At 50.4% G+C, this 23352-nt stretch carries 18 protein-coding genes, 1 tRNA gene and 1 pseudogene; 11 read left to right on the forward strand and 9 right to left on the reverse strand.

The window, feature by feature from the left end:
- Nucleotides 1-1880 precede the first annotated feature (1880 nt).
- On the reverse strand, nt 1881-2024 hold the full coding sequence (locus tag AKG35_RS13310) for a hypothetical protein (RefSeq protein ID WP_167523915.1): 144 nt from the start codon (nt 2022-2024) through the stop codon (nt 1881-1883).
- Nucleotides 2025-2069: 45 nt separating this feature from the next.
- Here AKG35_RS13310 and AKG35_RS05625 point away from each other — a divergent pair, with 45 nt between their 5' ends.
- On the forward strand, nt 2070-2399 hold the full coding sequence (locus AKG35_RS05625; protein WP_011130419.1) for a hypothetical protein: 330 nt from the start codon (nt 2070-2072) through the stop codon (nt 2397-2399).
- Nucleotides 2400-3070: 671 nt separating this feature from the next.
- Here the strand turns inward: AKG35_RS05625 and AKG35_RS05630 are convergent.
- Together AKG35_RS05630 and AKG35_RS05635 are read right to left on the reverse strand one after the other, a co-directional pair.
- The gene (locus AKG35_RS05630; protein WP_041384461.1) at nt 3071-3268 is read right to left on the reverse strand and encodes a hypothetical protein; all 198 of its coding nucleotides are present in this window, start codon (nt 3266-3268) and stop codon (nt 3071-3073) included.
- Between the two features lie 192 nt (nt 3269-3460).
- A tRNA-Lys gene (locus AKG35_RS05635) sits at nt 3461-3532 on the reverse strand.
- 225 nt (nt 3533-3757) lie between these two features.
- Between AKG35_RS05635 and AKG35_RS05640 the strand changes: the two genes are divergently transcribed.
- From AKG35_RS05640 to pepN, 4 genes and pseudogenes are all read left to right on the forward strand, one after another.
- Nucleotides 3758-3874 (forward strand): photosystem II protein Y, encoded by a 117-nt coding sequence (locus AKG35_RS05640; protein WP_011130420.1) that lies wholly within the window; start codon nt 3758-3760, stop codon nt 3872-3874.
- A gap of 75 nt (nt 3875-3949) precedes the next feature.
- Nucleotides 3950-5352: pseudogene (gene trmFO / locus AKG35_RS05645) on the forward strand (FADH(2)-oxidizing methylenetetrahydrofolate--tRNA-(uracil(54)-C(5))-methyltransferase TrmFO).
- Between the two features lie 132 nt (nt 5353-5484).
- Nucleotides 5485-7047 (forward strand): carotenoid isomerase, encoded by a 1563-nt coding sequence (crtH, locus tag AKG35_RS05650; RefSeq protein WP_011130423.1) that lies wholly within the window; start codon nt 5485-5487, stop codon nt 7045-7047.
- A 173-nt stretch (nt 7048-7220) separates the two neighbouring features.
- Nucleotides 7221-9839 carry an aminopeptidase N gene (gene pepN / locus AKG35_RS05655; protein WP_011130424.1) on the forward strand — a complete coding sequence of 873 codons (2619 nt, stop codon included), beginning with the start codon at nt 7221-7223 and terminating at the stop codon, nt 9837-9839.
- A gap of 8 nt (nt 9840-9847) precedes the next feature.
- On the opposite strand, the gene AKG35_RS05660 is transcribed toward pepN, so the two are convergent.
- On the reverse strand, nt 9848-11080 hold the full coding sequence (locus AKG35_RS05660; protein WP_011130425.1) for a glycoside hydrolase family 10 protein: 1233 nt from the start codon (nt 11078-11080) through the stop codon (nt 9848-9850).
- A gap of 361 nt (nt 11081-11441) precedes the next feature.
- Here AKG35_RS05660 and AKG35_RS05670 point away from each other — a divergent pair, with 361 nt between their 5' ends.
- The gene (locus AKG35_RS05670; RefSeq protein ID WP_011130426.1) at nt 11442-11879 is read left to right on the forward strand and encodes a hypothetical protein; all 438 of its coding nucleotides are present in this window, start codon (nt 11442-11444) and stop codon (nt 11877-11879) included.
- Between the two features lie 397 nt (nt 11880-12276).
- Here the strand turns inward: AKG35_RS05670 and AKG35_RS05675 are convergent, their stop codons facing one another.
- The 5 genes from AKG35_RS05675 to lysA are packed head-to-tail and all read right to left on the reverse strand — an operon-like array spanning nt 12277 to nt 17300.
- Nucleotides 12277-13209 carry a rhodanese-related sulfurtransferase gene (locus AKG35_RS05675; RefSeq protein ID WP_011130427.1) on the reverse strand — a complete coding sequence of 311 codons (933 nt, stop codon included), beginning with the start codon at nt 13207-13209 and terminating at the stop codon, nt 12277-12279.
- On the reverse strand, nt 13206-14213 hold the full coding sequence (gene bioB, locus AKG35_RS05680) for a biotin synthase BioB (protein ID WP_011130428.1): 1008 nt from the start codon (nt 14211-14213) through the stop codon (nt 13206-13208). The genes AKG35_RS05675 and bioB overlap by 4 nt, the downstream gene beginning before the upstream one ends.
- Before the next feature lie 20 nt (nt 14214-14233).
- Nucleotides 14234-15031, reverse strand: coding sequence for an isoprenyl transferase (locus AKG35_RS05685; RefSeq protein ID WP_011130429.1), 798 nt, complete (start codon nt 15029-15031; stop codon nt 14234-14236).
- Nucleotides 15028-15909 (reverse strand): diadenylate cyclase CdaA, encoded by an 882-nt coding sequence (gene cdaA / locus AKG35_RS05690; protein WP_011130430.1) that lies wholly within the window; start codon nt 15907-15909, stop codon nt 15028-15030. Before cdaA ends, AKG35_RS05685 begins: the two co-directional genes overlap by 4 nt.
- Before the next feature lie 23 nt (nt 15910-15932).
- Nucleotides 15933-17300, reverse strand: coding sequence for a diaminopimelate decarboxylase (gene lysA, locus AKG35_RS05695; RefSeq protein WP_011130431.1), 1368 nt, complete (start codon nt 17298-17300; stop codon nt 15933-15935).
- Nucleotides 17301-17369: 69 nt separating this feature from the next.
- Between lysA and rimI the strand changes: the two genes are divergently transcribed.
- The 5 genes from rimI to AKG35_RS05720 all read left to right on the forward strand — a co-directional run bounded on the left by rimI (nt 17370) and on the right by AKG35_RS05720 (nt 23348).
- Nucleotides 17370-17855 (forward strand): ribosomal protein S18-alanine N-acetyltransferase, encoded by a 486-nt coding sequence (gene rimI / locus AKG35_RS05700; RefSeq protein ID WP_011130432.1) that lies wholly within the window; start codon nt 17370-17372, stop codon nt 17853-17855.
- Nucleotides 17856-18030: 175 nt separating this feature from the next.
- Entirely contained in the window at nt 18031-20610 is a 2580-nt protein-coding gene (locus tag AKG35_RS05705) for an ATP-dependent Clp protease ATP-binding subunit (protein WP_011130433.1), read from the forward strand.
- 16 nt (nt 20611-20626) lie between these two features.
- Nucleotides 20627-21787: an iron-containing alcohol dehydrogenase family protein gene (locus AKG35_RS05710; RefSeq protein ID WP_011130434.1), complete on the forward strand. Its 1161-nt coding sequence runs from the start codon at nt 20627-20629 to the stop codon at nt 21785-21787.
- Between the two features lie 14 nt (nt 21788-21801).
- On the forward strand, nt 21802-22701 hold the full coding sequence (locus tag AKG35_RS05715; RefSeq protein ID WP_011130435.1) for an alpha/beta fold hydrolase: 900 nt from the start codon (nt 21802-21804) through the stop codon (nt 22699-22701).
- A 2-nt stretch (nt 22702-22703) separates the two neighbouring features.
- Nucleotides 22704-23348 carry an LmeA family phospholipid-binding protein gene (locus AKG35_RS05720; RefSeq protein WP_011130436.1) on the forward strand — a complete coding sequence of 215 codons (645 nt, stop codon included), beginning with the start codon at nt 22704-22706 and terminating at the stop codon, nt 23346-23348.
- Nucleotides 23349-23352: the final 4 nt, after the last annotated feature.

Below are 23352 nucleotides of genomic sequence, written 5' to 3' on the forward strand. Positions count from 1 at the left end.
CCAAACACTCACTAGAAATCGATTCCCCAATCGTTTGAAAATCAGCTTTTGTCATCGTTGACTTTCTATGCGTGTCTTAACAACGCTATAAAGAAGCATCTGATCTGATTCCCAGAAAATCCACTAGTGGCACTTCAATAATCAGATGAAAACAGCCAAGCTAATGAGCCTCACATAGTTCATGGTGGATCTTTGGCTAAATCAATGTAAAAACAATTTATCAGCTCATCAGCTTAGATCAAGCTAATATTAACCCTGCCATAATGACTTATCTAGTAAAAAGACTCAACTTACGAGGTTGTCTGCATACTTGTGAAGGGATAAACCTCTTGAATCCCCAAAGGGATCCATTCAGGTCCTTTGCTTGGATGTTTCTTATAAAAAGAATCAAGTCAATAAACATGATTAGAAAACCAATATTGGTCCCTAGTCCAATCATGGGCTTTCACTAGGCAATGAATTGAAAAAGTGTATGGCTCATTGATTCTCAACACTCAATTTTTTTCGCCAAGTAAGGTTATTTTTTACTTTTAGTGAGGAGGGTTATCAATGCGCCAAACAACCAACTTGAAGTAAGCATAGCAAGCACCACTGCGGCAATAGTAAGAGTGCTTGGACCACCCGCTTCGTTCAAAAAGTGCATTTCATTTCAGCTCCGATCGATTTCGAATGGCTTTGCTCAACATGACAGCAATAAACGGAATTTGAATTGCATACTTCTGCAATTTTATCCTCTACTCCAGGCGTACTACTTCCCCAGTGGCTAAGCGATCAATGATTTCCTTAACTCGATTAAGGGTAACTATAATAAGCGAGCCAACAGCCATTGCTTTAATGAGGTGTGAACCACTACACAAATCTCGCCACAAATCCACTAAGTCGCAACCAAGTCTCAACAAAAAGATGGGCTCGGAAGCACCAAGACTCCCTTACGGTCTAGCAATGAATCACGGAACTAGATCCGCATCCTCTTGAAACTACCCAAACACGATGCTGATGAGATCAATCTGAGCGGACTCCTCAGAGATCCGTCAACGTAAGCGAAGCCTCCTCAACAGGTCAAACCGCAATTAGGCCAAGGATCAGCCCTACTCCTTTGCGGTACAAGAGCGGAGTTCAAGCAACTCTCAGGACAAAGATTCACGAATGCATTGCCCGAATTTCTCCCACTGAAGGTCGGTCATATTGTCGGTGCCAAATGGGATGCCAATTTGCTTTGAACAAAGAACTCTGCGCGACTCTGCTTTAGCGTTCATCTGTTGGGGATATTGGTCCTGAATACATATTCCCATGGCAATTAAAAGACATGTGGTGGCGAGCTGTGATTTCATCTTTTGGATAGCGTGAGGGCTCTATGCCCGTTGCCTACCAGCATGATTTCATTAAGTAGAAGAAGCCGTGAGGCCTCTCACTCATCTTCGTGATCTTGCTCACATGATGGGTTGAACAAGAAGAATGCAAGGTCTCCCCTTTGATAGATCTTTTGAAGCCCCCATCTCAAGGCAAATTATTAACTTCAAAAGCTTTGCTCTTTGAGCCTGATTAGAACACCAAAAACCCCATGGGAAAGTCATTTAATGTTAGGAGAATTCGTAAACCTTTGAGGCATTACTACGAAGACTTTAGGTCTCTAGAAATCAAGCGCATCATTCTTCTAACAATTCGCCTTAAAATTATTTTCAACTATACACAGCAATTGATTTTGCATGGATTGGAAAAATCCGCATTAACTGGATCCAGACTCACAGCTGAGCACACTTCCGAATAGCTCATGCCTACAACAGTGAGGATTGACCAAAAACAACCCTAAGTCATTTGGCTGACTCTTTCGACTTCGATTTTCTAGCCGACTTGCTTTCTAACAGTTCGAGTAGAGCTTCCTACTGGGCCATAGCAGCTCGAACATCACCAGGCTCAGGGAGCACTGTTTCTTCAAGCACCCCTGCATGCATGACCCGCAAGGCCTTGCGGCAGCCCTGAAGCTTGACCTTGACCTCTTCACGTTTCTCACTCGCTGTAGACATCGAGAAACTCTTTTCCGATAAGGCCTCTGCACTTTGTCGGGAAGTGTGTCGTCTAACACTCATGAGCACAAATACGCACCAGAGTGGATTAGTCCACCAGAACCGAGAACTGGATTGAAAAACGAGCTACTCCATGGGTCGGTCAAAGGGGAAAGAAGCTATTCCCTGGGCTATGACGTTGAAATAGCAATTGACCCCGACAAGCCAATCAAAGAAGAAGTGGCAAGAACCTTCGAAGAGGCGACGCAACTCAAGCCAGTCCTCATCGAAAATCCACTCGTAGCAATCGACGCATCAAGCTGGAGCTGGGTCGTCGAAGATGACGAAGATAGTGACGAATTCCTAGTGGTCTTCAAGAAAGTTGCTCAGGAGTGACAAGGCACGCACGAGTTTTGCAAGCTAACCCCAACAAGCTCAAAAAACCCCCATCACAGCGTTCAAACGCAAAAGGGCCAAAGCTTTTTAGCCCTATCCCCTTGGTGTGATTGAGATGTGTCGTCTGCGATTCGAACGCAGGGGCAGCCGGTTTAAAAAGCCGGATGGGAACACTGAGATACGCTGCTACAACGAAACAGTACGATAAAACCTACGCGTCCATTGACACGAACGCGATACCTCCCCCTCAACCCAAAGGTTTTATCCCGTTACCTTAAGTATTCCGAAGCCACTTCAGCTAGGCATTTGAACCTATCAAAAGGTTTGGGCTTGAGATATGGCACTCAAGCCGGGGGAGCTAAAGACCAGAGTGGATATGAGCAGGAGCCGAGAACTGGATCAACAAACGAATCAAGGATGATCAAAAGAAATCAAATAACTCAACTCCCAGAACTATGACGTTGAAATAGCCATTGACCCCGACAAGCCAGTCAAAGCAGAAGTGGCAAGTGCCTTCGAAGAGGCGACGCAACTCAAGCAAGTCGTTATCGAAAATCCACGAGTAACTCTCGAGGCATACAGCTGGAGCTAGGTCATCGAAGATGACGAAGACAGTGGCGAATTCCTAGTGGTCTTTAAAAATTCTCTCAAGAATGTTCAGGTCATGAGTTTTACTTCTTCGACTTCTTAGCTGACTTGGGTTCAAGTACTTCAAGCAGCTCTTCCAATTTGGTCATCGAGGCACGCACCTCGCCGGGTTCAGGCATCGTGCTTTCCTCTATCACTTTCGAATGGATTTCCCGCAATTCCTTGCGCAGAATTTGGAGCTTGCTTTTGATGTCCTCACGTTTTTCAGCAGCTGTCGCCATTGTTCCTTTTGTTACGACTTTACCCCTCAAGCTAAGGGTTGATTCTTCCTATCCCCTGCCAAAGTCCATATCGCAATGCTCGACATGAGCCGATTCCCAACGAAGCACTCCGAAGTCTTTGATAGCTCTTCAGGGCAAGAAAAAACCAGTCAGCAAGGGCATTTTCGCCGAAACTGACTGGCCTGACTGAAGTGGGTCGCCTGCGATTCGAACGCAGGACCAGTCGGTTAAAAGCCGAATGCTCTACCGCTGAGCTAGCGACCCGCCCTTTGGGCATGCCATTCAGGCACGCATGAAAATTATCATGCAGCCTATCGAGCAAAAAGGACACCTTGGCAAGCTATCCATGCAGCAACCGCATCAACTGAAGATTAAGGAACTAAAGTGGTTGATGAAAATTCGATCAGCTGCTGAGGCCAAGCATGCTTGGCCTTATGTAAGTCCGTAGAATCGGTTCTCTGCAAAATCCACTAAGCGATCAGCCCCCTCATGATTCTCATCGTTCTCCTCCCTATTTTACTTGCCGCCACCTGGGCCTTTATCAACATCCGCGGTGCTGCTTTAAAGCAACAGGGCTTGGGGCTTGTCAGCAAAAACAAAGGCTAAAAATCCGCAATGGCCATCCCCAAATGGCCACTACCTAAGCTCGAGTTCAGGCCAAATCCCGAATGACCTGAACTCTTGAGTTCCTTCCCTACTGTGCTTGTGATAGGAGCCGGCCTAGCTGGTTCCGAAGCTGCTTGGCAAATAGCACAAGCAGGCGTGCCTGTCAGGCTGATAGAGATGCGGCCGATCAAGCACTCACCAGCTCACTACAGCAGTGAATGTGCAGAGCTGGTCTGCAGTAATAGCTTTGGCGCTCTGAGTAGCGATCGTGCTGCCGGCCTACTCAAGGAAGAGCTGCGCCGGCTGGGCTCAATCGTGATCCGCACAGCCGACAGCCACGCCGTACCTGCTGGTGGTGCACTAGCTGTCAATAGGGCTTCCTTCAGTGCATCCCTTACCAAAGAACTCTCTGCCCATCCACACATCACGATCGAGCGCCAAGAGCAGGAACACCTTCCAGATGAAGGACAAATCACTGTTCTGGCAACGGGTCCTCTGACCAGTGAATTGCTCGCAGAAAACCTACGCACCTTCACCGGCCGTAGCGAATGCCACTTCTTTGATGCCGCCAGTCCAATTATCGAAGGCGAAAGTATCGATCTCACGCTGGCATTTCGGGCAAGCCGCTACGACAAAGGTGACGCTGACTACATGAATTGCCCGATGGACAAAGGGCAATACCTTGCCTTTCGGGAGGCACTGCTCAATGCTGAGCAAGCCGAACTCAAAGAGTTCGATAAGGAATCTGCAAAGTTTTTCGAGGGCTGCCTACCAATCGAAGAGCTTGCTCGTCGCGGCGAAGACACAATGCGCTACGGCCCACTCAAACCAATCGGGCTCTGGGATCCCCGTTGGGGCGATCTCAATGATCGAGACGTGCGTCGCTCCAAGCGGGCTTATGCAGTTGTGCAACTGCGCAAAGAAGATCTCGAGGGTCGTCTCTGGAATCTGGTGGGCTTTCAGACCAATCTCAAATGGAGCGAACAAAAGCGAGTCCTAAAAATGATTCCAGGCCTGCACCAGGCTGAATTCGTGCGTTTTGGGGTCATGCACCGCAATACTTTCTCGAAGCCCCGCAGCTACTTGAACCAACCCTGCAGTTCAGCAAACGATCCAACCTCCTCGCTGCTGGACAGATCACCGGCACAGAGGGATATACCGCTGCAGTAGCTGGAGGCTGGCTTGCTGGAAACAATGCAGCGAGATTGGCAATGGGTCTCAACACCATTACGCTTCCTTCTACAACAATGATCGGTGCCCTTACACACTTTGTGAGTGACAGCGACTGCTTTAGGGGCCGCAAAGGTGAGTTCCAGCCGATGCCCGCAAATTTCGGCCTTCTGCCAGAACTTGCAGAGCGAATCCACGCTAAACGCGCACGCTACGGTGCCTACCGAGATAGGGCGCTCACGATGCTTGAGGAAGCCCAGCAACAATGGGGCATGAGAAAGGACCCTGTCCAGATAGGGAGTTCATAATCGTCTCGAGCAGAGCAAGCATCAAACTGATTCTTTAATCTCTCCAGCAAAGCTGCCGCAAACTTCACAGTCAGAGTTGACGGGTTCAGAGTTGCATGCAAGCCCTTAGCGTCAAGGGATTGAGACCATGCCATGGAACCTATCCGCATCGAAAAAGACGCAACACAGCCTTGGGATGCTGTGGTTATCGGTTCGGGCATCGGCGGCCTGGTCACCGCTAGTCAGCTAGCTGTCAAAGGCGCCAAGGTTCTTGTTCTGGAGAGCTACACAATCCCAGGTGGTAGTAGCGGCTCATTCCAACGAGAGGGCTACACCTTTGATGTAGGTGCCTCAATGATCTTCGGGTTCGGAGAAAAGGGATACACCAACCTGCTCACCCGAGCCTTGGCCGATGTGGGGGAGCACTGTGACACCCTGCCTGACCCCGCCCAACTCGCCTACCACCTTCCTGGAGGATTAGAGCTCGCAGTTGATCGGAAATACGAGCAGTTCATTGCTGATCTCACCGCACGCTTCCCCCACGAAGCGAAGGGGATCCGTCACTTTTACGACATCTGTTGGCAAGTGTTCAACTGCCTGGATGCAATGCCACTGCTATCGATCGAGGATCCCACTTATCTGGCCAAAGTTTTTTTCAAGTCCCCCCTGGCCTGTCTCGGTCTTGCGCGCTGGTTGCCCGTCAACGTGGGTGATGTAGCCAGGCGTCACATCAAAGACCCAGAACTGTTGCGGTTCATCGACATTGAATGCTTCTGCTGGTCAGTGATGCCTGCCGACCTCACACCGATGATCAATGCTGGCATGGTGTTTTCAGATCGCCATGCCGGTGGCATCAACTACCCCAGAGGAGGCGTTGGTGTGATAGCCCAAAAGCTCGTCAAAGGCATGCAACGTCATGGTGGTGAGATCCGCTACAAGGCACGGGTCACACGAGTGGTGCTGAAAGATAATCGTGCTGTTGGTGTACAGCTAGCAAATGGAGAAATCATCCACGCCCGCAGGGTGATATCCAACGCCACTCGCTGGGACACATTCAGCGGTGAGGGGTCCAAACAGGCCCTGGTGGATGCAGAACACACACCCGCAGCGGAGCAGACCTGGCGACGCCGCTATGTGCCCTCGCCATCCTTCCTCTCTCTTCACCTTGGAGTCCGTAACGAGGCCATTCCAGCCAACAGCCACTGCCACCATCTGCTCCTAGAAAGCTGGGATGAAATGGAGAGTGAACAGGGTGTCGCATTCGTCTCTATGCCGACGCTCCTGGATCCATCACTGGCGCCAGAGGGACATCACATCGTCCACGCCTTCACACCATCCTCAATGCAGGCATGGCAAGACCTAAGCCCTGCGACCTACAACAGCAAAAAGCAAGCTGATGCTGATCGTCTAATCAGGAAACTCGAAAAAATCCTGCCTGGCCTAAGTCAAGCCATCGTTCACCGAGAGGTGGGCACTCCTCGTAGCCATCGACGTTTCCTAGGACGATTTCAGGGTAGCTATGGGCCAATCCCCTCAAGTCGTTTACCAGGCCTTCTCACCATGCCCTTTAACCGCACTGGACTCAAAGGGCTTTATTGCGTCGGCGACTCTTGTTTCCCTGGCCAAGGCCTAAATGCAGTTGCTTTTAGTGGCTTTGCCTGCTCCCATCTCATCGGTGCCGATTTAGGGATCAACCCCTGGGCCCTGCCCAATTGAGCCATCTTCTAGATCTTCATAGAAGACAATCGCTACCCAAACGAACTTGAAGTACAAGGCAGCAGCAGAAATTGTTCCGCGGTATCGCTAGCACATCTCAATTGATGTCATCAGGAAATTAGCGAGGAAGCTCAAGCTCAAGCTCAAAAATCTCTACAAACAATCACTCCCCCATGACAACAGCAACCACCCGATTAGCAGATTACAGGCCATATCCCTTCCAGATTCCTAACATTGAACTGGATGTTGTTGTCGAAGAACAGCACATCGCGATCTCCAGCTCCATGCAGATCGAGCCTGCCTTGACAACCAAAGTTCCTTTAGTCCTTCAAGGGTTAAACCTGGAGTTGGACTCCATTGTTATAAACGGCAGCTCTGTACCAACGGATGCCTACAGCCTATCTAGCAGTGAGTTAGTTCTCCATCAGCCACCAATTCATCCTTTTGAGTTGAAGATCATCTGCCGAATTGATCCCTTCAACAATACCTCACTAGAAGGGCTTTATGCCAGCGAGAGCATGCTCACAAGCCAATGTGAGGCAGAAGGCTTCCGTCGTATCTGCTTCCATCCTGATCGTCCGGATGTGCTCAGTCGCTATCGAGTACGAATTGAGGCGGATCGGACGCGCTATCCAGTGTTGCTCTCGAACGGAAATCTTGTGAGCAAAGGGCCGTTAGCTAAAGATCCAATGCGACATGAGGCAATTTGGGACGATCCCTATCCCAAGCCTGCCTATCTGTTTGCTTTGGTTGCAGGGGCACTTCAGGAAGTTCAGGCTCATTTCAAAACCACATCTGGACGCTCAGTTCTATTGCGTTTGCATGTTGAAAACGGAGATGAGCCCTACACCTCTCACGCCTTGGATTCTCTGAAAAAAGCTATGACCTGGGATGAAAAGGTCTATGGGCTGGAGTACGACCTGGATGAATACAACATTGTGGCAGTGCGCCACTTCAACATGGGTGCAATGGAGAATAAGAGCTTAAATATATTCAACTCAAAACTTGTATTGGCTGATTCCGAATGTGCCACCGATGGTGAACTTGAACGAATCGAAAGTGTTGTTGCTCATGAATATTTTCACAACTGGACTGGCAACCGTATCACCTGCAGGGACTGGTTTCAGCTCTCCCTAAAAGAAGGTCTCACTGTATTTCGGGATCAGAGCTTCACAGCGGATCTGCATTCAAAAGCAGTGAAACGCATCGAGGATGTATCAATGCTGCGAAATACCCAATTTCGCGAAGATTCAGGCCCTACATCTCATCCAGTTAAACCTAGTGAGTACAAGGCAATTGATAACTTCTACACCACAACTATTTACGAAAAAGGTGCAGAGTTAATCCGCATGCTTCACACCCTGCTTGGGCAGCAACGCTTCATGGCAGGAATGGCGTTATATGTGCAGCGTTTTGATGGCACTGCTGCCACCACAGAAGATTTTATCCACTCCATTGCTGAAGGAGCCTGCGCAAATGGGGAACAACTTGGGTTTGATCTTGATCAATTTCAGCGTTGGTATCACCAAAGCGGAACTCCTCAAGTCTGCGTCAAACGCCACTGGGACTCTCAAGGCGGAACACTCACACTTGAGGTCAGCCAATTCACACCACCAACGCCTGGTCAACCCTCAAAAGCACCTCTAGTCATTCCGATGGCCCTCGCCGTGATCGGCCCAAATGGACGCATCGGCGAAGAGAAACTGGTTGTGTTGGACCAAGACACACAGAGCGTCTCACTAAGGGATCTACCAAGGCAAGCAAAGCCTCCGGCTCTATCGATATTTCGTCGTTTTTCAGCTCCGATCACGTTGCAGATGGACGTCTCAGTCGACGAATCGTTGCAGCTACTTGCTCTGGATGACGATCCCGTTGCTCGATGGGAAGCAGGCCAAAGATTATGGAGAAAGATTCTTTTAGCAAGGGCTCGCAAGCAAGCTGACAAGCCACTTGAAGAACGTTTAGCTCTAGCGCTAAATCAACTGATCACCAGTGGAGGGGAGAGTGATCCCTCTTTTCTGGCGATGTTATTTGGCATGCCAGGACTAGCTGAACTGGAGGCCGCCCAGGATGTCGCCGATCCATTGATGCTCTATCAGGTCTATCAATCACTCAAGTCATGGTTGGGAGTCAAGCTTTCAGATCCGCTCCAGAATCTGCTTGAACGTAGTCGATTGAATTGGGGGGCTCAATGGCCAGCTGGACAAGGTGAACGCATGCTCACAGGACTGACCTGGAGCTGGTTAGCGGCGGCTGGTGATTGCGAAGTTCGCAAGGAAGCAGTTGAAGCAGTCAACGGACCCTCGATGTCTTTGGCTCGAGCGGCCCTTCGGGCACTACAACCCGTTGAATGTAATGAGCGAGACGAAGCTCTCAAAAGCTTTTACGAGCGCTGGCAAGATCGACCAGTGATCCTAGATACCTGGTTTGCTCTGGAGGCATCCACTCCACGGTCAGATGGGCTTGAACAAATCAAACAGTTACTAGATCATCCCCGCTTTGACCCAATGGCACCCAACGCGATAAGGGCTGTCCTTGGTGGTCTCGCTTCAAATCCACCTGTATTTCACGCTATTGATGGAAGTGGTTACAACTTCATGGCTGATCAGCTCATCGCCATTGATCAACGCAACCCAATCACTGCTTCACGCATGGTGAAAGTGTTCAGTCGTTGGCAAACTTATGCTCCCTCAAGGAAAGAGGCGATGCACCGGGCCATCGATCAACTGGCCAGTGCAGAGCTGTCTGCAAACACCAGAGAAGTGGTCACGCTCATGCAGCCAGAACACTAGAAGTAAGCCTAGTTTTTCTTCTCATGCAATTGCTTGAACTGCCTGAGGCGCTGAATTCCACCCTCGATGCCAGCGTGCTGTCCCCAGAGCCCCTCCCAATAAAAATAAATCACTCCATGGCCGCGCTCAGCTGCCATTCGAACCTTTTCAGCCAAAATCGGCATGGGCGTGGTGCGTTTGCCGAATCCTGCCAGCACACCAATATGCACAGGGACACCCAATTGAGGTGCTTTGCGTAAGGCCGGCTGGTCGAGATCCTTCGCAAATCCCTTGAGCGAGTAGGCGTAGTTCTGCACAACCAACTCGTCTATCAATTTGCCTACAGTCCAAAGCTCCCAGTCTTGAAGCCAGTTGTTGTAAGCAAACCTGAAAGGCCCAGGGGCAAGGCTGATGTTGACAGGTAGCTTTTCCTTCTCCAATGCTTGCCTCAGTTCTCTAAGCAAACCGGTCAGTTTCCGCCTTCTCCATTGCATCCAAAAGCGGTCGCTGTAGTCCCGGGGCGGAGAGGAGCCGGTTTCTTGTTGATAAAGAGCCACGGTGTAAGGGTCATAACCAAGCTTCACCGGCCAAGCAAAATGATCATCAAGCTGAACGCCATCCATCTTGCAGCGCTTCATGACCTCAATCACTACGCCAATGAATCGCGCACGAACCTCTGGATGGGCTGGATTAAGCCAAACCCGCTGGTGATTCCCATGCATCTTCACAACTGGGTTGCCATCAGCTCTGGCAAGAACCCAGTCGGGATGAAGCTTAACCACCTCTGCGTCATCAGGCTCCATCAGCCCGTATTCAAACCATGGCATCACCTTCATGCCGCGGGCATGACCTTCTCTACTCAGGGTGCAAATAGGGTCTAGAGCCAAGCCTGCTTTCTGAAGGGGCCCTTCTACAGGGGCATAGTTGCTGCGATGGAAGGTAGACCCCCGACTCCAAACATTGAGATAGAGCGCCGTGAAGCCTGCGCTATAGAGATCTTTCACCGCCTTATGCATCAAGTTACGGCTGTAATAAAGAGGGCTCGGACTATTGGTCAACCAAACACCAACAATCGGCAACTGATCACTTAAATGACGCAAGCTTGATTGGGCCACTGATGGGGAAGTTGATGCCTGCGCTGAAATTGCGCATGGTTGAGAAGTCATCAACAACACAACCACTAACACTCTCAAGTAGGGATAGCGCCACCAAAAGCTGAGTGATGGCATCGTGTTATCAGGGCATGGCATATTTCTTGGCATGACGCGAGATTCAACCAAAAACAGGATTTAAGCAAAGCGTGGAGAAGGGTTGAAGTTGTAGAAAAGTATCTAGTACTGAAAGATGAGCATAAACAGCCTGCTTGCTAGCAAAGAAGCAAAAGAGATGAAAGAACGAAACCAATCGCACTTAATCGTTATTGAGCCCCTACATATCCTTGCTAACACTCAGACCAACGGACAATCCCAAAGGAATTGGTCGCAACACGTGTTTTTGTCTGGCCTATGGGCAAAGGTCTACCTGAAGACCACGGTCAAACTTAGTCATGCTTTGCAGTGCTTCTGGTCAGATTTTTGCATGTGCATCCGCGCAAGATAAAAAGGTCAACTTTTGGAGTTCTCGATGAACTTTTCCATACGTTCCAAAGCCCTTTGGCTGATTCCTTGTTTTGCCCTTGCTGGTTCGGCCTTTGTCGTCCGCGATGCTGACGCCAACAAAGTTGGCCAAAGTTTTGGAGCCAAACTTAGCGAAGCTCAGCAACAGAAGCTTTTTAAGGCCCGCAAAGAATGGGAAATAAGTAGCGCAGACAATAGGATTGCCATCATCAACGCTTCCCAGAACTGTATTGATGCTGCCCAAACACCAGAAGCTTTTCGTAACTGTAAACAAAAAGGACGGCAATCTTATAGAGCCTTAAAAGAGCAACGCCGCAAAAATATCAATTCCACCCTAAAGAACATGGGTCTAGAGCCTATGCAATCACACCTTAAGCATGGCCATCGTAAAGGCAGAGCAAACAATCAAAGAATTGGAGATAAGCTGAGATCAAATCAAGTTTAAAGCCTCAAAATTGGCTTCTTATTTACTGCTTTAGATCAGTTAGACATGTATGGCTCCAACTCTCTTAAATCCATGAGAGTTGGAGCCATACATGCTACTCGCTTTTCCACGAAGATGTTCCGGCAGAAAAATACTGAGTCTCTGACCAGACTTCTCTAATCAAAGCAAGCAAGCGATTCATTCAATATTGCAAGATTCATTGCTCGAACAAAACCAACTGTTAATGCATCCATTTAACTAGCATTCCTTCGTGAGAGTAGCCAATGAAAAGACTTCACTTCAACAAGAGCCACATTACTGGAAAGCCTGCTTGGAGATTTTCAACTGCTCTTGGCCTAAACTTAGCCAATCCCTAACTAAAAACCATACAGACACACTTTCTTCATCACTGTGTTATCTACTTCCTAGAACTGTGTTCCATCTGCCGTTGTCTTTCAGCAAAACGAATACGGTCCGTATCACTAAATTGATCCACACAGTGGCGACATTGAACACCAGGCAGATAACTATTCATCGTCTGATCCTCAGGAGTGAGGGGCATTCCACAGGCATGACAAAGACAATGGACACCAGGTGAAAGCTGATGATTCAAAGCCACACGTTGATCAAAAACAAAACACTCTCCTTGCCAGCGACTTTCAGTTTGAGATACCTCCTCAAAATAACGAAGAATGCCACCACGAAGATGATGGACGTTAGTAAAGCCCTTCTCAATCAGATAAGACGTAGCCTTCTCACAGCGAATGCCACCTGTGCAATACATGGCTATGCGTGCTGGAGTTTGTGCTTTAACCATCGAACGCAACTGCTGTTCTACCCAAGCAGGAAAGTCGCGGAAACACTTCGTCTGGGGGTTTATTGCTCCTTTAAATTCCCCAATCGCAACCTCATAGTCATTTCGCGTATCGATCAAAAGAGTATCTGGATCATCAATTAGATCATTCCATTCATGAGCGTCCACATAAGTCCCCACCGTCTTTGATGGATTCAGCCCGGCAAGACCCATGGTCACAATCTCTGCCTTACGGCGAACCTTGAAGCGACGAAAAGCCTGCTCAGGCGTCCAGCTAATTTTCAGTTCAAACAAACCCTCAATCAAATCGCTTTCTAACCTCTCAAGCAAAGCGCTAACACCATCAACCGATCCACAAATCGTTCCATTCACACCTTCCTCTGCTAACAGAACAGTTCCCATCAGTTGATGTTCATCCCCAAGGCTCAGCAGATCATGCAATAAGCAGGCAATAGTGACCTCAGTCCAAGCAGTAAAGGAATAGAAAGTAGCTACCTGAAATAGATCTGCAGAGGTCTGATCATCTTGCAGATTCATTCGTCACTCTCCTCCCAATTCGCATGAACTCCTGCCTGAGAGAGAAGTTCGCGATCAGTTTTTACATCAGGATTGCTGGTAGTTAGCAAACTATCGCCGTAAAAGATCGAATCAGCTCCCGCTTGGAGACAAAGGATCTGAGCCTCTCGACCAAGCTGCTCACGCCCTGCGCTTAGACGGACACGACTGCGAGGCATCAGAATTCGAGCCGTCGCAACCATGCGCACCATCTCTAAAGGATCCACCGCAGGTAGGTCCTGCAATGGCGTGCCCTCCACTGCCACCAGCCCATTAATTGGAACACTCTCAGGATGAGGGTTGATATTGGCTAGTACACAAAGAAGAGAGGCTCGATCCACAGTTGATTCCCCCATCCCGATGATGCCCCCACAGCAAAGAGTGATGCCAGCTGAACGAACCTTCTGAAGGGTTTCGATTCGCTCTTGGTATGTGCGCGTTGTGATGATCTGGTCGTAGTACTCAGGGCTGGTATCGAGATTGTGGTTGTAGGCAGTCAATCCCGCATCTGCCAACCGAGAAGCCTGCTTTTCAGTCAGCATGCCGGCAGTAACACAGGCCTCTAGTCCCAACTCCCGTACACCACTCACCATCGCAAGCATGGCTTCAAACTGGGCACCATCTCTGATCTCCCGCCAAGCCCATCCCATGCAAAAGCGATCCGCACCAGCATCTTTGGCGGCCCGTGCGCGCTCAAGCACTGTTTGGATCTGAACCACTAGATCGGGCTGCCCTTCAACATCACTACTGTTGTGCATGGACTGGGGGCAATAAGCGCAATCCTCCTGGCATCCTCCCGTCTTCACGCTGAGCAAAGAAGCCAGCTGGACCCGATAGCCAGGATTTGCCGTCCGATGCACAAGCTGGGCCTGCCAGAGCAAGTCCATAAGTGGTCGCTCCAAAAGTTCCCGCACCTCATCCACTGTCCAGTCATAACGATGAACAACGGGTTCAAAAGTGAGATCCTTGGCAATAAGCACGGTCATGGAACGACTGGAGCCAACGGTCAAGATCCCAGATGATTCGCTGCGATTGGATCCAAACCGCCGAAACGACGACAGCGTGACTGGTAATCAAAAAGAGCTTTTGTCAAAGCTACTTCATCAAAATCAGGCCAGCACACATCGGTGACGTGAATTTCTGCATAGGCGAGTTGCCAGAGCAGAAAATTACTGATCCGTCGCTCACCACTGGTGCGGATCAGCAGGTCTGGATCAACCTCACCAGCCGTGAGTAACTCAGCCTCGAAACTGTTCTCATCAATCAAAGTTGGATCAAGATCCCCTCTTGCAGCGCGTTGTGCAAGTTTCTGTGCCGCAAGCACCAGTTCACGGCGACCACCGTAATTGGTGCAGACATTGAAGTGAATGCCATTGTTCCTAACAGTGAGCTCGGTGGCCTCACTGATCAACTCCTGCAGACCTGATGGGAGACCCTCAAGGTCTCCCAGGAAACGAATCCGTACCTTTTCACGTTCAAGTGACTCCAACTCCCTCTGCAGCACACGCTCAAACAGAGTCATCAAGAAATTCACCTCATCTCCAGGGCGAGACCAATTCTCCGTAGAAAAGGCATAAGCCGTAAGGGCGCCAATGCCCCAGTCACTGCAAAGACGAAGGGTTCTCTTGAGAGCTTCTACGCCAGCGCGATGGCCAACCATCCTAGGCAGGCCTCTGGCCTTGGCCCAGCGTCCGTTCCCATCCATAATCACAGCCACATGGTTAGGTAGCCGATAGGGATCAAGCCCCGAGGGACATGCACAGACCTTTGGATGGCCTGAACTAGTGGCCGAACGGCGGCTCAAGGGAGTGGTTCCTCGATAGAGCTGCTCACGCTAAGCCTGGATGAAGCTTGTGTAGCAACAGCCGAAGCTTTGACTGGACTAGAGGCCCCCTTCGTAGCTGCTGCTCCTAATGAGGAACCAAGCAACTCCTTAAGCAAATCCTGCAGACGACTACTGGTGATGGGCCGTTCAAGCCGGCCCTGGCTTGCAAGAGACAATGTTCCAGTCTCTTCGGAAACCACCACACAAATACAGCGATCAAAACGTTCTGTTATCCCCAAAGCTGCTAAATGTCTCGTGCCATAACGGCTGATGCCCTGCCGCGAGAGGGGCAGAATCACACCAGCAGAAACGATCCGATTCCCCTTTACAAGTACGGCCCCGTCATGGAGAGGCGTATCAGATGCAAAAAGATTCAGCAGCAACTCACTACTTAGCTGGGCATCGATCAGCACACCAGGGTTAAGGAAGTCTTCTGGACGAAGATCACTACCCATATCAACAACAACCAATGCTCCACGGCGGCTCTGAGATAAACGTCCAGCCGCCTCGGTAAGCTGGGCAACGGTGCTGGCGGTGGCCCGTAACTCGTTCTGAGGATTGCCAAGGAGAACGGCCAGGCGACCTGTTCCCAATAATTCCATCAAACGTCTCAGTTCCCCCTGCCAAAGGATCGCTAATGACAAAGAACAAGCCAAAACCAGCGCATCCACCAACTTTGAAGTGAGCGGAAGATTTTCAAAGCGTTGCACAAACCAAGCCAAGGCAACCAAAAAGAGGTAGCCCCTCAACAACCACAGGGTGCGCCGCTCATTGACCCTAGAAAAAAGCAAGACGCCAAGGGCCGAAGCAAACAAAACATCGAGCAGGCGCGGATCTACCACCCCCCACAAGTTCACTCCCACTCCCCAGCCTTGCTTGCTCAGCCTAACGCTAAAAATCGTTCCGGCATAACGTCATATCGCAGAAGATCTTCTGGCTGCTCCCGCCTCTGCACCAACTCCGAGTGGCCTGAATGAACAAGGACCGCTGCAGGTCGTGGGATGCGGTTGTAGTTAGAACTCATAGAGACGTTATAAGCCCCTGTCGCAAAAACCACCAAGACGTCTCCACTGCTGGCATATGGCAAAGCAAGGTCCTTAAGCAGAACATCCCCAGATTCACAATGCTTGCCAACCAGAGTGATCGTCTCGTCTGGCGAGGCCAACGGTCGGTCAGCAAGGCAAGCCGTATAGAGAGATTGATACGTGATTGGGCGGGGGTTATCACTCATCCCTCCATCGACAGAAAGATAGGTGCGCAGCCCTGGGATGGTCTTGCGTGATCCAACCCGATAAAGGGTGACTCCGGCAGCAGCGACCAGAGAGCGACCCGGCTCACACATCAACCGGGGCAAATCCAGGTTACGAGAACGACAGGCTTGATTCACTGCCTCGGCAACCACCTTGACCCAGTTATCAATTGAAGGTGGATCATCAGAACTGACATATCTGACACCTAGACCTCCTCCAACGTTGAGATCCATGACTGGATGACCCAGGCGCCTAGCCAGTTGCAGAGCACCAGCCATCACATCTGCCAGATCCTGATGAGGTTCCAATTCAAAGATCTGCGATCCAATATGAGCGTGGAGTCCCGTTAAGCGTGCCCAGCGACAGCCGAGTAACTGATTCAGAACCGATTCCAGCTGATCTGGATCAAAACCAAACTTGCTATCAAGATGGCCGGTGCGGATGTACTCATGGGTATGGCATTCGATACCCGGAGTGAAACGCAACATCAACTTTGCAGGATCTGCTCCAACAGGCACCAGTTGTGAGAGGCGATCCAGATCATGCTGATTATCAGCAACGATTGTGACGCCATTGCGATAGGCAAGCAGCAGCTCCTGATCAGATTTGTTGTTGCCATGAAGCACAATGCAATCGCCCGGCACACCTCCCTTCAAAGCGGTAAGCAACTCACCTGCTGAGACCACATCCAGCCCAAAACCTTCTGAAGCCACCAGGCTGCTCATCATCAATGAGCTATTGGCCTTAGAGGCATAGATAGGAAGAGATGGCCCTGGATAGTGACGCTGTAATGCCCCACGGTATGACTGACAAGCTGCCCTCAAGGTGGCTTCGTCAAGCACATAGAGAGGGGTGCCATAACACTCCGCCAATTCGCTCAGTTGACAGCCTCCAACGATCAAGCGTGATTGCGCATCAAGTTCGGTTGTAATCGGCGCGAGGTTGCAATTGGGGCTAAGGGGATCCCGCCCAGGCTCATAGGGGCTGGATGACATCATGGCGATGGACGAGGAAATTAGTTAGAGGGATCAATGTAGAGATCAATCCCCCCAAGGAAGGGGTTAGGCATGTTGAAGCACGACATCCAAGCAATGGAAGTCATCCATCTAGGGCCGGAACAGATCAATGCGTGCATGGAGCTGAATCAACTCGCACTCAATGGACTCTGGAGCAAACAGCAATGGATTCAGGAATTGATCGATTCCCGCAGTCTCTGCATGGGAGTGCTCAAGTCTTCAACACTGCTTGCTTTGGCCTGTGGCTGGCTAGTGGTAGACGAACTTCATCTCACCGCAATAGGCGTTCATCCTCAACATCGCAGACAGGGCCTTGCCCGTCTGCTGTTATCAAAGTTGCTCGAGCAAGGGCAACGAACAGGAGCCATCCACGCCACACTCGAAGTTGCCAGAAACAATTCGGCGGCCAGAGGGCTTTACGAAAGCTGCGGATTCAAGACAGCAGGATGTCGTCATCACTATTACAGCAACGGACAAGATGCTCTGATCCAATGGCTAAGCTTAGGGAAGCAGGCTGAGCCAAGACAAAAGATTTGAATAAGTACGGATTACCGTCCGGCAAATACAACGAAGACAAACATCTTAGCTACTTCATTGTTACTATTGAAACCACTAACTCCCTTGCAGCAAAGGGACTAGGCCAAATAATCCAACAGCTCACATTCCAACACCAACCCTGATAAGTTAGAGATAGATTCACGTGCCCCGGACCATGTTCGAGCGGTTTACCGAGAAGGCCATCAAGGTGATCATGCTGGCCCAGGAAGAGGCCCGGCGTCTTGGTCATAATTTCGTGGGCACCGAGCAGATTCTTTTGGGATTGATCGGTGAGGGCACAGGTGTGGCAGCGAAGGTTCTCAAGTCAATGAGCGTGAACCTTAAAGACGCCCGCGTTGAAGTTGAAAAGATCATTGGCCGTGGTTCAGGCTTCGTCGCCGTAGAAATCCCCTTTACTCCCAGAGCAAAGCGCGTACTAGAACTCTCTCTAGAAGAAGCCCGACAACTTGGCCACAATTACATCGGTACAGAACATTTACTGCTTGGTCTCATCCGAGAAGGAGAGGGTGTAGCAGCCCGAGTCCTCGAAAACCTTGGTGTAGACCTAGCAAAGGTGCGCACCCAAGTAATCCGCATGCTCGGAGAAACCGCCGAGGTCACTGCAGGCGGAGGTGGAGGCAAAGGCTCAACGAAAACAGCCACACTTGATGAATTCGGCAGCAACCTGACCCAGCTAGCCAATGAATCCAAGCTTGATCCTGTTGTCGGGCGACAAAATGAAATCGATCGTGTTATTCAGATCCTCGGAAGACGCACAAAGAACAACCCTGTACTGATTGGAGAGCCTGGAGTTGGGAAAACAGCAATTGCTGAAGGCCTAGCTCAACGCATCCAACAGGGAGATATTCCCGACATCCTTGAAGAAAAGAGAGTTCTAACCCTCGACATCGGCCTGCTAGTTGCTGGAACCAAATACCGGGGAGAGTTCGAAGAACGGCTCAAAAAGATCATGGAAGAGATCAAAGCCGCAGGCAACGTGATCCTTGTCATCGATGAAGTGCACACACTCATTGGGGCAGGCGCTGCAGAAGGTGCCATCGATGCCGCCAACATTCTCAAACCAGCACTAGCTAGAGGAGAACTGCAGTGCATAGGTGCCACCACTCTTGACGAATATCGAAAACACATCGAACGTGATGCTGCCCTAGAACGCCGATTTCAGCCAGTCATGGTTGGCGAACCATCGATCGCTGAAACCATTGAGATCCTGCAAGGATTGAGGGAGCGCTACGAACAGCATCACCGCCTAAAAATCACAGACGAAGCCCTAGATGCCGCAGCAAACCTAGGCGATCGCTATATCTCTGATCGCTTCCTGCCGGATAAGGCCATCGACTTAATCGATGAAGCTGGCAGCCGCGTGCGTTTGCTTAACTCCAAACTTCCCCCTGCGGCAAAAGAGGTTGACAAAGAATTACGCAAGGTTCAAAAGGAAAAAGAAGATGCCGTTCGTGATCAGGACTTCGCCAAAGCCGGGGAATTACGTGAAAAAGAAGTTGAGCTAAGAGAAAAGATCCGCACTCTGCTTCAAAGCAGTCGCCAAGGCAGTGAGGAATCGCCCCCCGCTGAGGCGGAAAATGCTGTTCGTTCCAGCGATGAGACTCCAACACCTCAACCTGAAAAAAACACAACAGCTGCATTAATTCCTCATCTCACCACACCACTGGTGACAGAAGAAGATATTGCCAACATCGTGGCAGCTTGGACCGGAGTACCTGTACAAAAGCTCACCGAAAGCGAATCAGTGAAGCTCCTAAACATGGAGGAAACCCTCCACCAGAGGCTGATTGGCCAAGATGAAGCCGTCAAAGCAGTCTCGAAAGCCATCCGTCGAGCCAGGGTAGGCCTCAAAAACCCCAATCGCCCCATTGCCAGTTTCATCTTTTCAGGCCCTACTGGCGTCGGCAAAACCGAACTAACCAAAGCTCTAGCCACCTACTTCTTTGGTAGCGAAGAAGCCATGATCCGACTAGACATGTCGGAATTCATGGAGCGACATACGGTCAGCAAGCTGATCGGATCACCTCCTGGCTATGTGGGGTTCAACGAAGGGGGACAACTCACCGAAGCTGTTCGTCGCAGACCTTATACCGTTGTGCTCTTCGACGAAATCGAAAAGGCACACCCAGATGTTTTTAACCTGCTGCTTCAATTATTGGAAGATGGTCGACTAACTGACTCCAAAGGAAGAACAGTGGACTTCAAGAATACATTGATCATTATGACTTCGAATATCGGTTCAAAAGTGATTGAGAAAGGAGGCGGAGGACTTGGCTTCGAATTCTCAGGTGAAAACGCAGAAGACAGTCAATACAACCGAATCAAATCCCTTGTCAACGAAGAACTAAAACAATACTTCCGTCCTGAATTTCTGAACCGTCTCGATGAAATTATCGTCTTCCGCCAACTCAGTAGAAATGAGGTGAAAGAAATCGCTGAGATCATGCTTCAAGAAGTGTTCTCTCGCATGCAAGACAAAGGGATCACTCTCACTGTTTCAGATGCATTCAAAGAACGACTAGTGGAAGAGGGATACAACCCCTCTTATGGAGCGAGGCCGCTACGAAGGGCCGTCATGCGACTCATGGAAGACAGTCTTGCTGAGGAAGTGCTTACTGGCCGCATCAAGGACGGTGATGCTGCGGAGATGGATGTGGATGACAACAAGCAAATCGTTGTACGCCATGTCAGCAAAACTACTGCCACACCGGAACTCGCTGGAGCAGGAGTCTGACACCTCTCCTACATCAATGAACAAAAACAATTTGCCTGAGGAGGTGTCTCACTGCGCTCACTCCATAGCCCCCGAAAAGGTTGTTAGGGGAGAAAGGGCGTGGGAAGAAAGCCATCAACTCATTGCCTCGATTTGCCGCTCACCTTTACTGCTTGGACGCAGCATCGCCACGGCTGAGTTACGCCAGGGATTACTCAACAACCTCAGGGACCTTGGACTCAACACAGTTTCTGCTGAGCTCAAGCACGATTGCTGCGAGATGGATCTCAAGCGGATCAATGCTCTTGCCTTGTACAACTCCTGCGACGGTGTGATTGCCGCAGGTGGGGGCAAGGTGCTAGATGCCGGGAAGCTTTTGGCCCATCGGCTAAGCATCCCATGCATCACAGTTCCACTGAGTGCAGCCACCTGTGCCGGTTGGACCGCCCTCGCCAATATCTATTCACCAACAGGTGCTTTTCAACGCGATCAAGTTCTGGCTCGATGTCCACATCTGATGATCTTTGATCATGGTCTCGTGCGTCAGGCTCCTCCCAGGACTCTCGCAAGCGGCATCGCAGATGCAATCGCCAAATGGTACGAAGCGTCTGTCAGCAATGGCTCCAGCAACGATGGCTTAATTCAACAAGCTGTGCAGATGGCAAGGGTCTTGCGCGATCAGCTGCTGCTTGATGGGCCTGAAGCGCTGAAAGATCAAAACAGCCTGGCCTGGATCAGGGTTGCCGAAGCCTGCGCACTAACTGCAGGGCTGATCGGAGGGATTGGCGGTTCTCGCTGCCGTACTGCCGCTGCCCACGCGGTACACAACGCACTCACGCAATTAAAAGATTGCCATGAGGTCCTTCATGGAGAAAAGGTGGGTTACGGGATTCTCGTACAGTTGCGTCTTGAGGAGATTATTGGAGGCCATCAACTGGCCGGACAAGCAAGGCGACAGCTGATTCCATTCCTCAAAGGACTTGATCTGCCTGTAAATCTTGAGGATCTGGGCCTATCGAATTTGAGTCTTCACGAGCTGCATGAGGTCTGCCAATTCGCCTGTCAAAAAGGCTCTGACCTATACCAACTGCCGTTTCCCGTCAATTCCAACGCCCTACTCGAAGCACTCCTCGGCGCTAGCGACAATGGCCCGGTCCCAGTCGAATCCACAGTCACCAAGCGAATAGCAGCCTCTTGAACCTCAAAACTGGAATGGCAGCCCAAACAATCGCCTCGTCAGAGACCCTTTTACGTCAGCTCACACCACAACTTCTGGATCCATTAGCCCGTGACCTGGCCAATCAAGTTCAGTGGTGGTCTTTACCGGGGCTTGTCCCATGCTCGACCTCAGAGCCTGAGTCCTACCCAGTAGCCATTACTGGCGAGGGGGCTCCAGTGCTTCTGCTGCATGGGTTTGATAGCAGCTTCCTTGAATTCCGACGCCTAGCTCCGTTATTAAGCCCTCACCATCAGCTTGTGATTCCGGATTTGTATGGTTTTGGCTTCACTCCCCGTCCCCCTGCCGCTGACTATGGACAAGAGGCGCTCATCCGTCACCTCGATGAACTGCTAGCCCATCTGCCCTCTAATTCTCCAGTGGGAGTCATCGGAGCATCAATGGGAGGTGCTATTGCCATGGAGCTTGCTAGACGTCATCCAAAACAAATCAACCGCTTGCTCTTACTTTCGCCTGCAGGATTAACAGGACGGCCAAAACCTATCCCTCCAGGCCTAGATCAACTGGGCGCATGGATCCTTAGTCAACCGGCCGTGCGACGCAGCATCTGCCGCCAAGCCTTCGCTGATCCCAAAAACTCTGTCGGAGATGCTGAGGAACAAATCGCTTCCCTTCATCTACAGGTATCAGGCTGGAGGAGATCACTAGCTGCCTTTGCCCGCAGTGGAGGGATCGCCAATTGCGGAACACCGCTACCCCAGCAACCACTTCATGTGATCTGGGGTGCCAACGACCGTATTTTAAATGGACCTCAGAGACGGGAAGCCCTCACCCTGCTGGGATCTCAAGTGGAAGAACTTGACAACTGCGGCCATTTACCACATCTCGACCATCCCAAGATTGTCGCCCAATGCTGGCTTCAAGCTTTGTCCTAGCCATGGGAGATCCTTCATCCACCACCACCAGTACCGGCCCTTTATTGCAACTCCTCGCCAATGGTCTAAAGATTTGGGTCCGCCGACAATGCGATGCCGTTGGTGAACTGAAGCTGGAACTGCACGGATCTGCTCTGGAGCTCTTTAGAGGTCGTCTTTCAGGAGTCAGTCTCATGGCCAAGGAGGTGATCTTTCAAGGCCTGCCATTGCATTACGCCGAATTAAAAAGCGGCCCCCTCAGGCTGAACATGAACCTCGGCAAATCAGCCCAGGCTGTGACTCTCGAGCAAAGCTTCGATCTTCAGGGAACTGTATCAATCACGGACAAAGACCTCAATCAGGTCCTGCTATCAGATCCATGGAGATGGCTTGGCGATTGGCTAGCAGAAGAGCTCATTGGCATAACGCCTCTTGGAGGACTTCAAATCAACAACGACACCTTGGAATTACAGGCTCCAGTGATTGGTCAACAAGAACCGGCAAGGCGACGTTTTCTAATCAGAGCGGATCAAGGAACCGTGCTGATTAGACACCAGGATGTGGATTTAGAAGCTTCACTACCCATGGACCCTGCTATTCACATTGAAGAAGCCGTTCTGAACGGTGGACAACTTCACCTCAAGGGTCGCGCATCAGTAACACCCTGATCGC

The sequence above is a fragment of the Prochlorococcus marinus str. MIT 9313 genome (assembly GCF_000011485.1).
Taxonomy (GTDB): domain Bacteria; phylum Cyanobacteriota; class Cyanobacteriia; order PCC-6307; family Cyanobiaceae; genus Prochlorococcus; species Prochlorococcus marinus_D.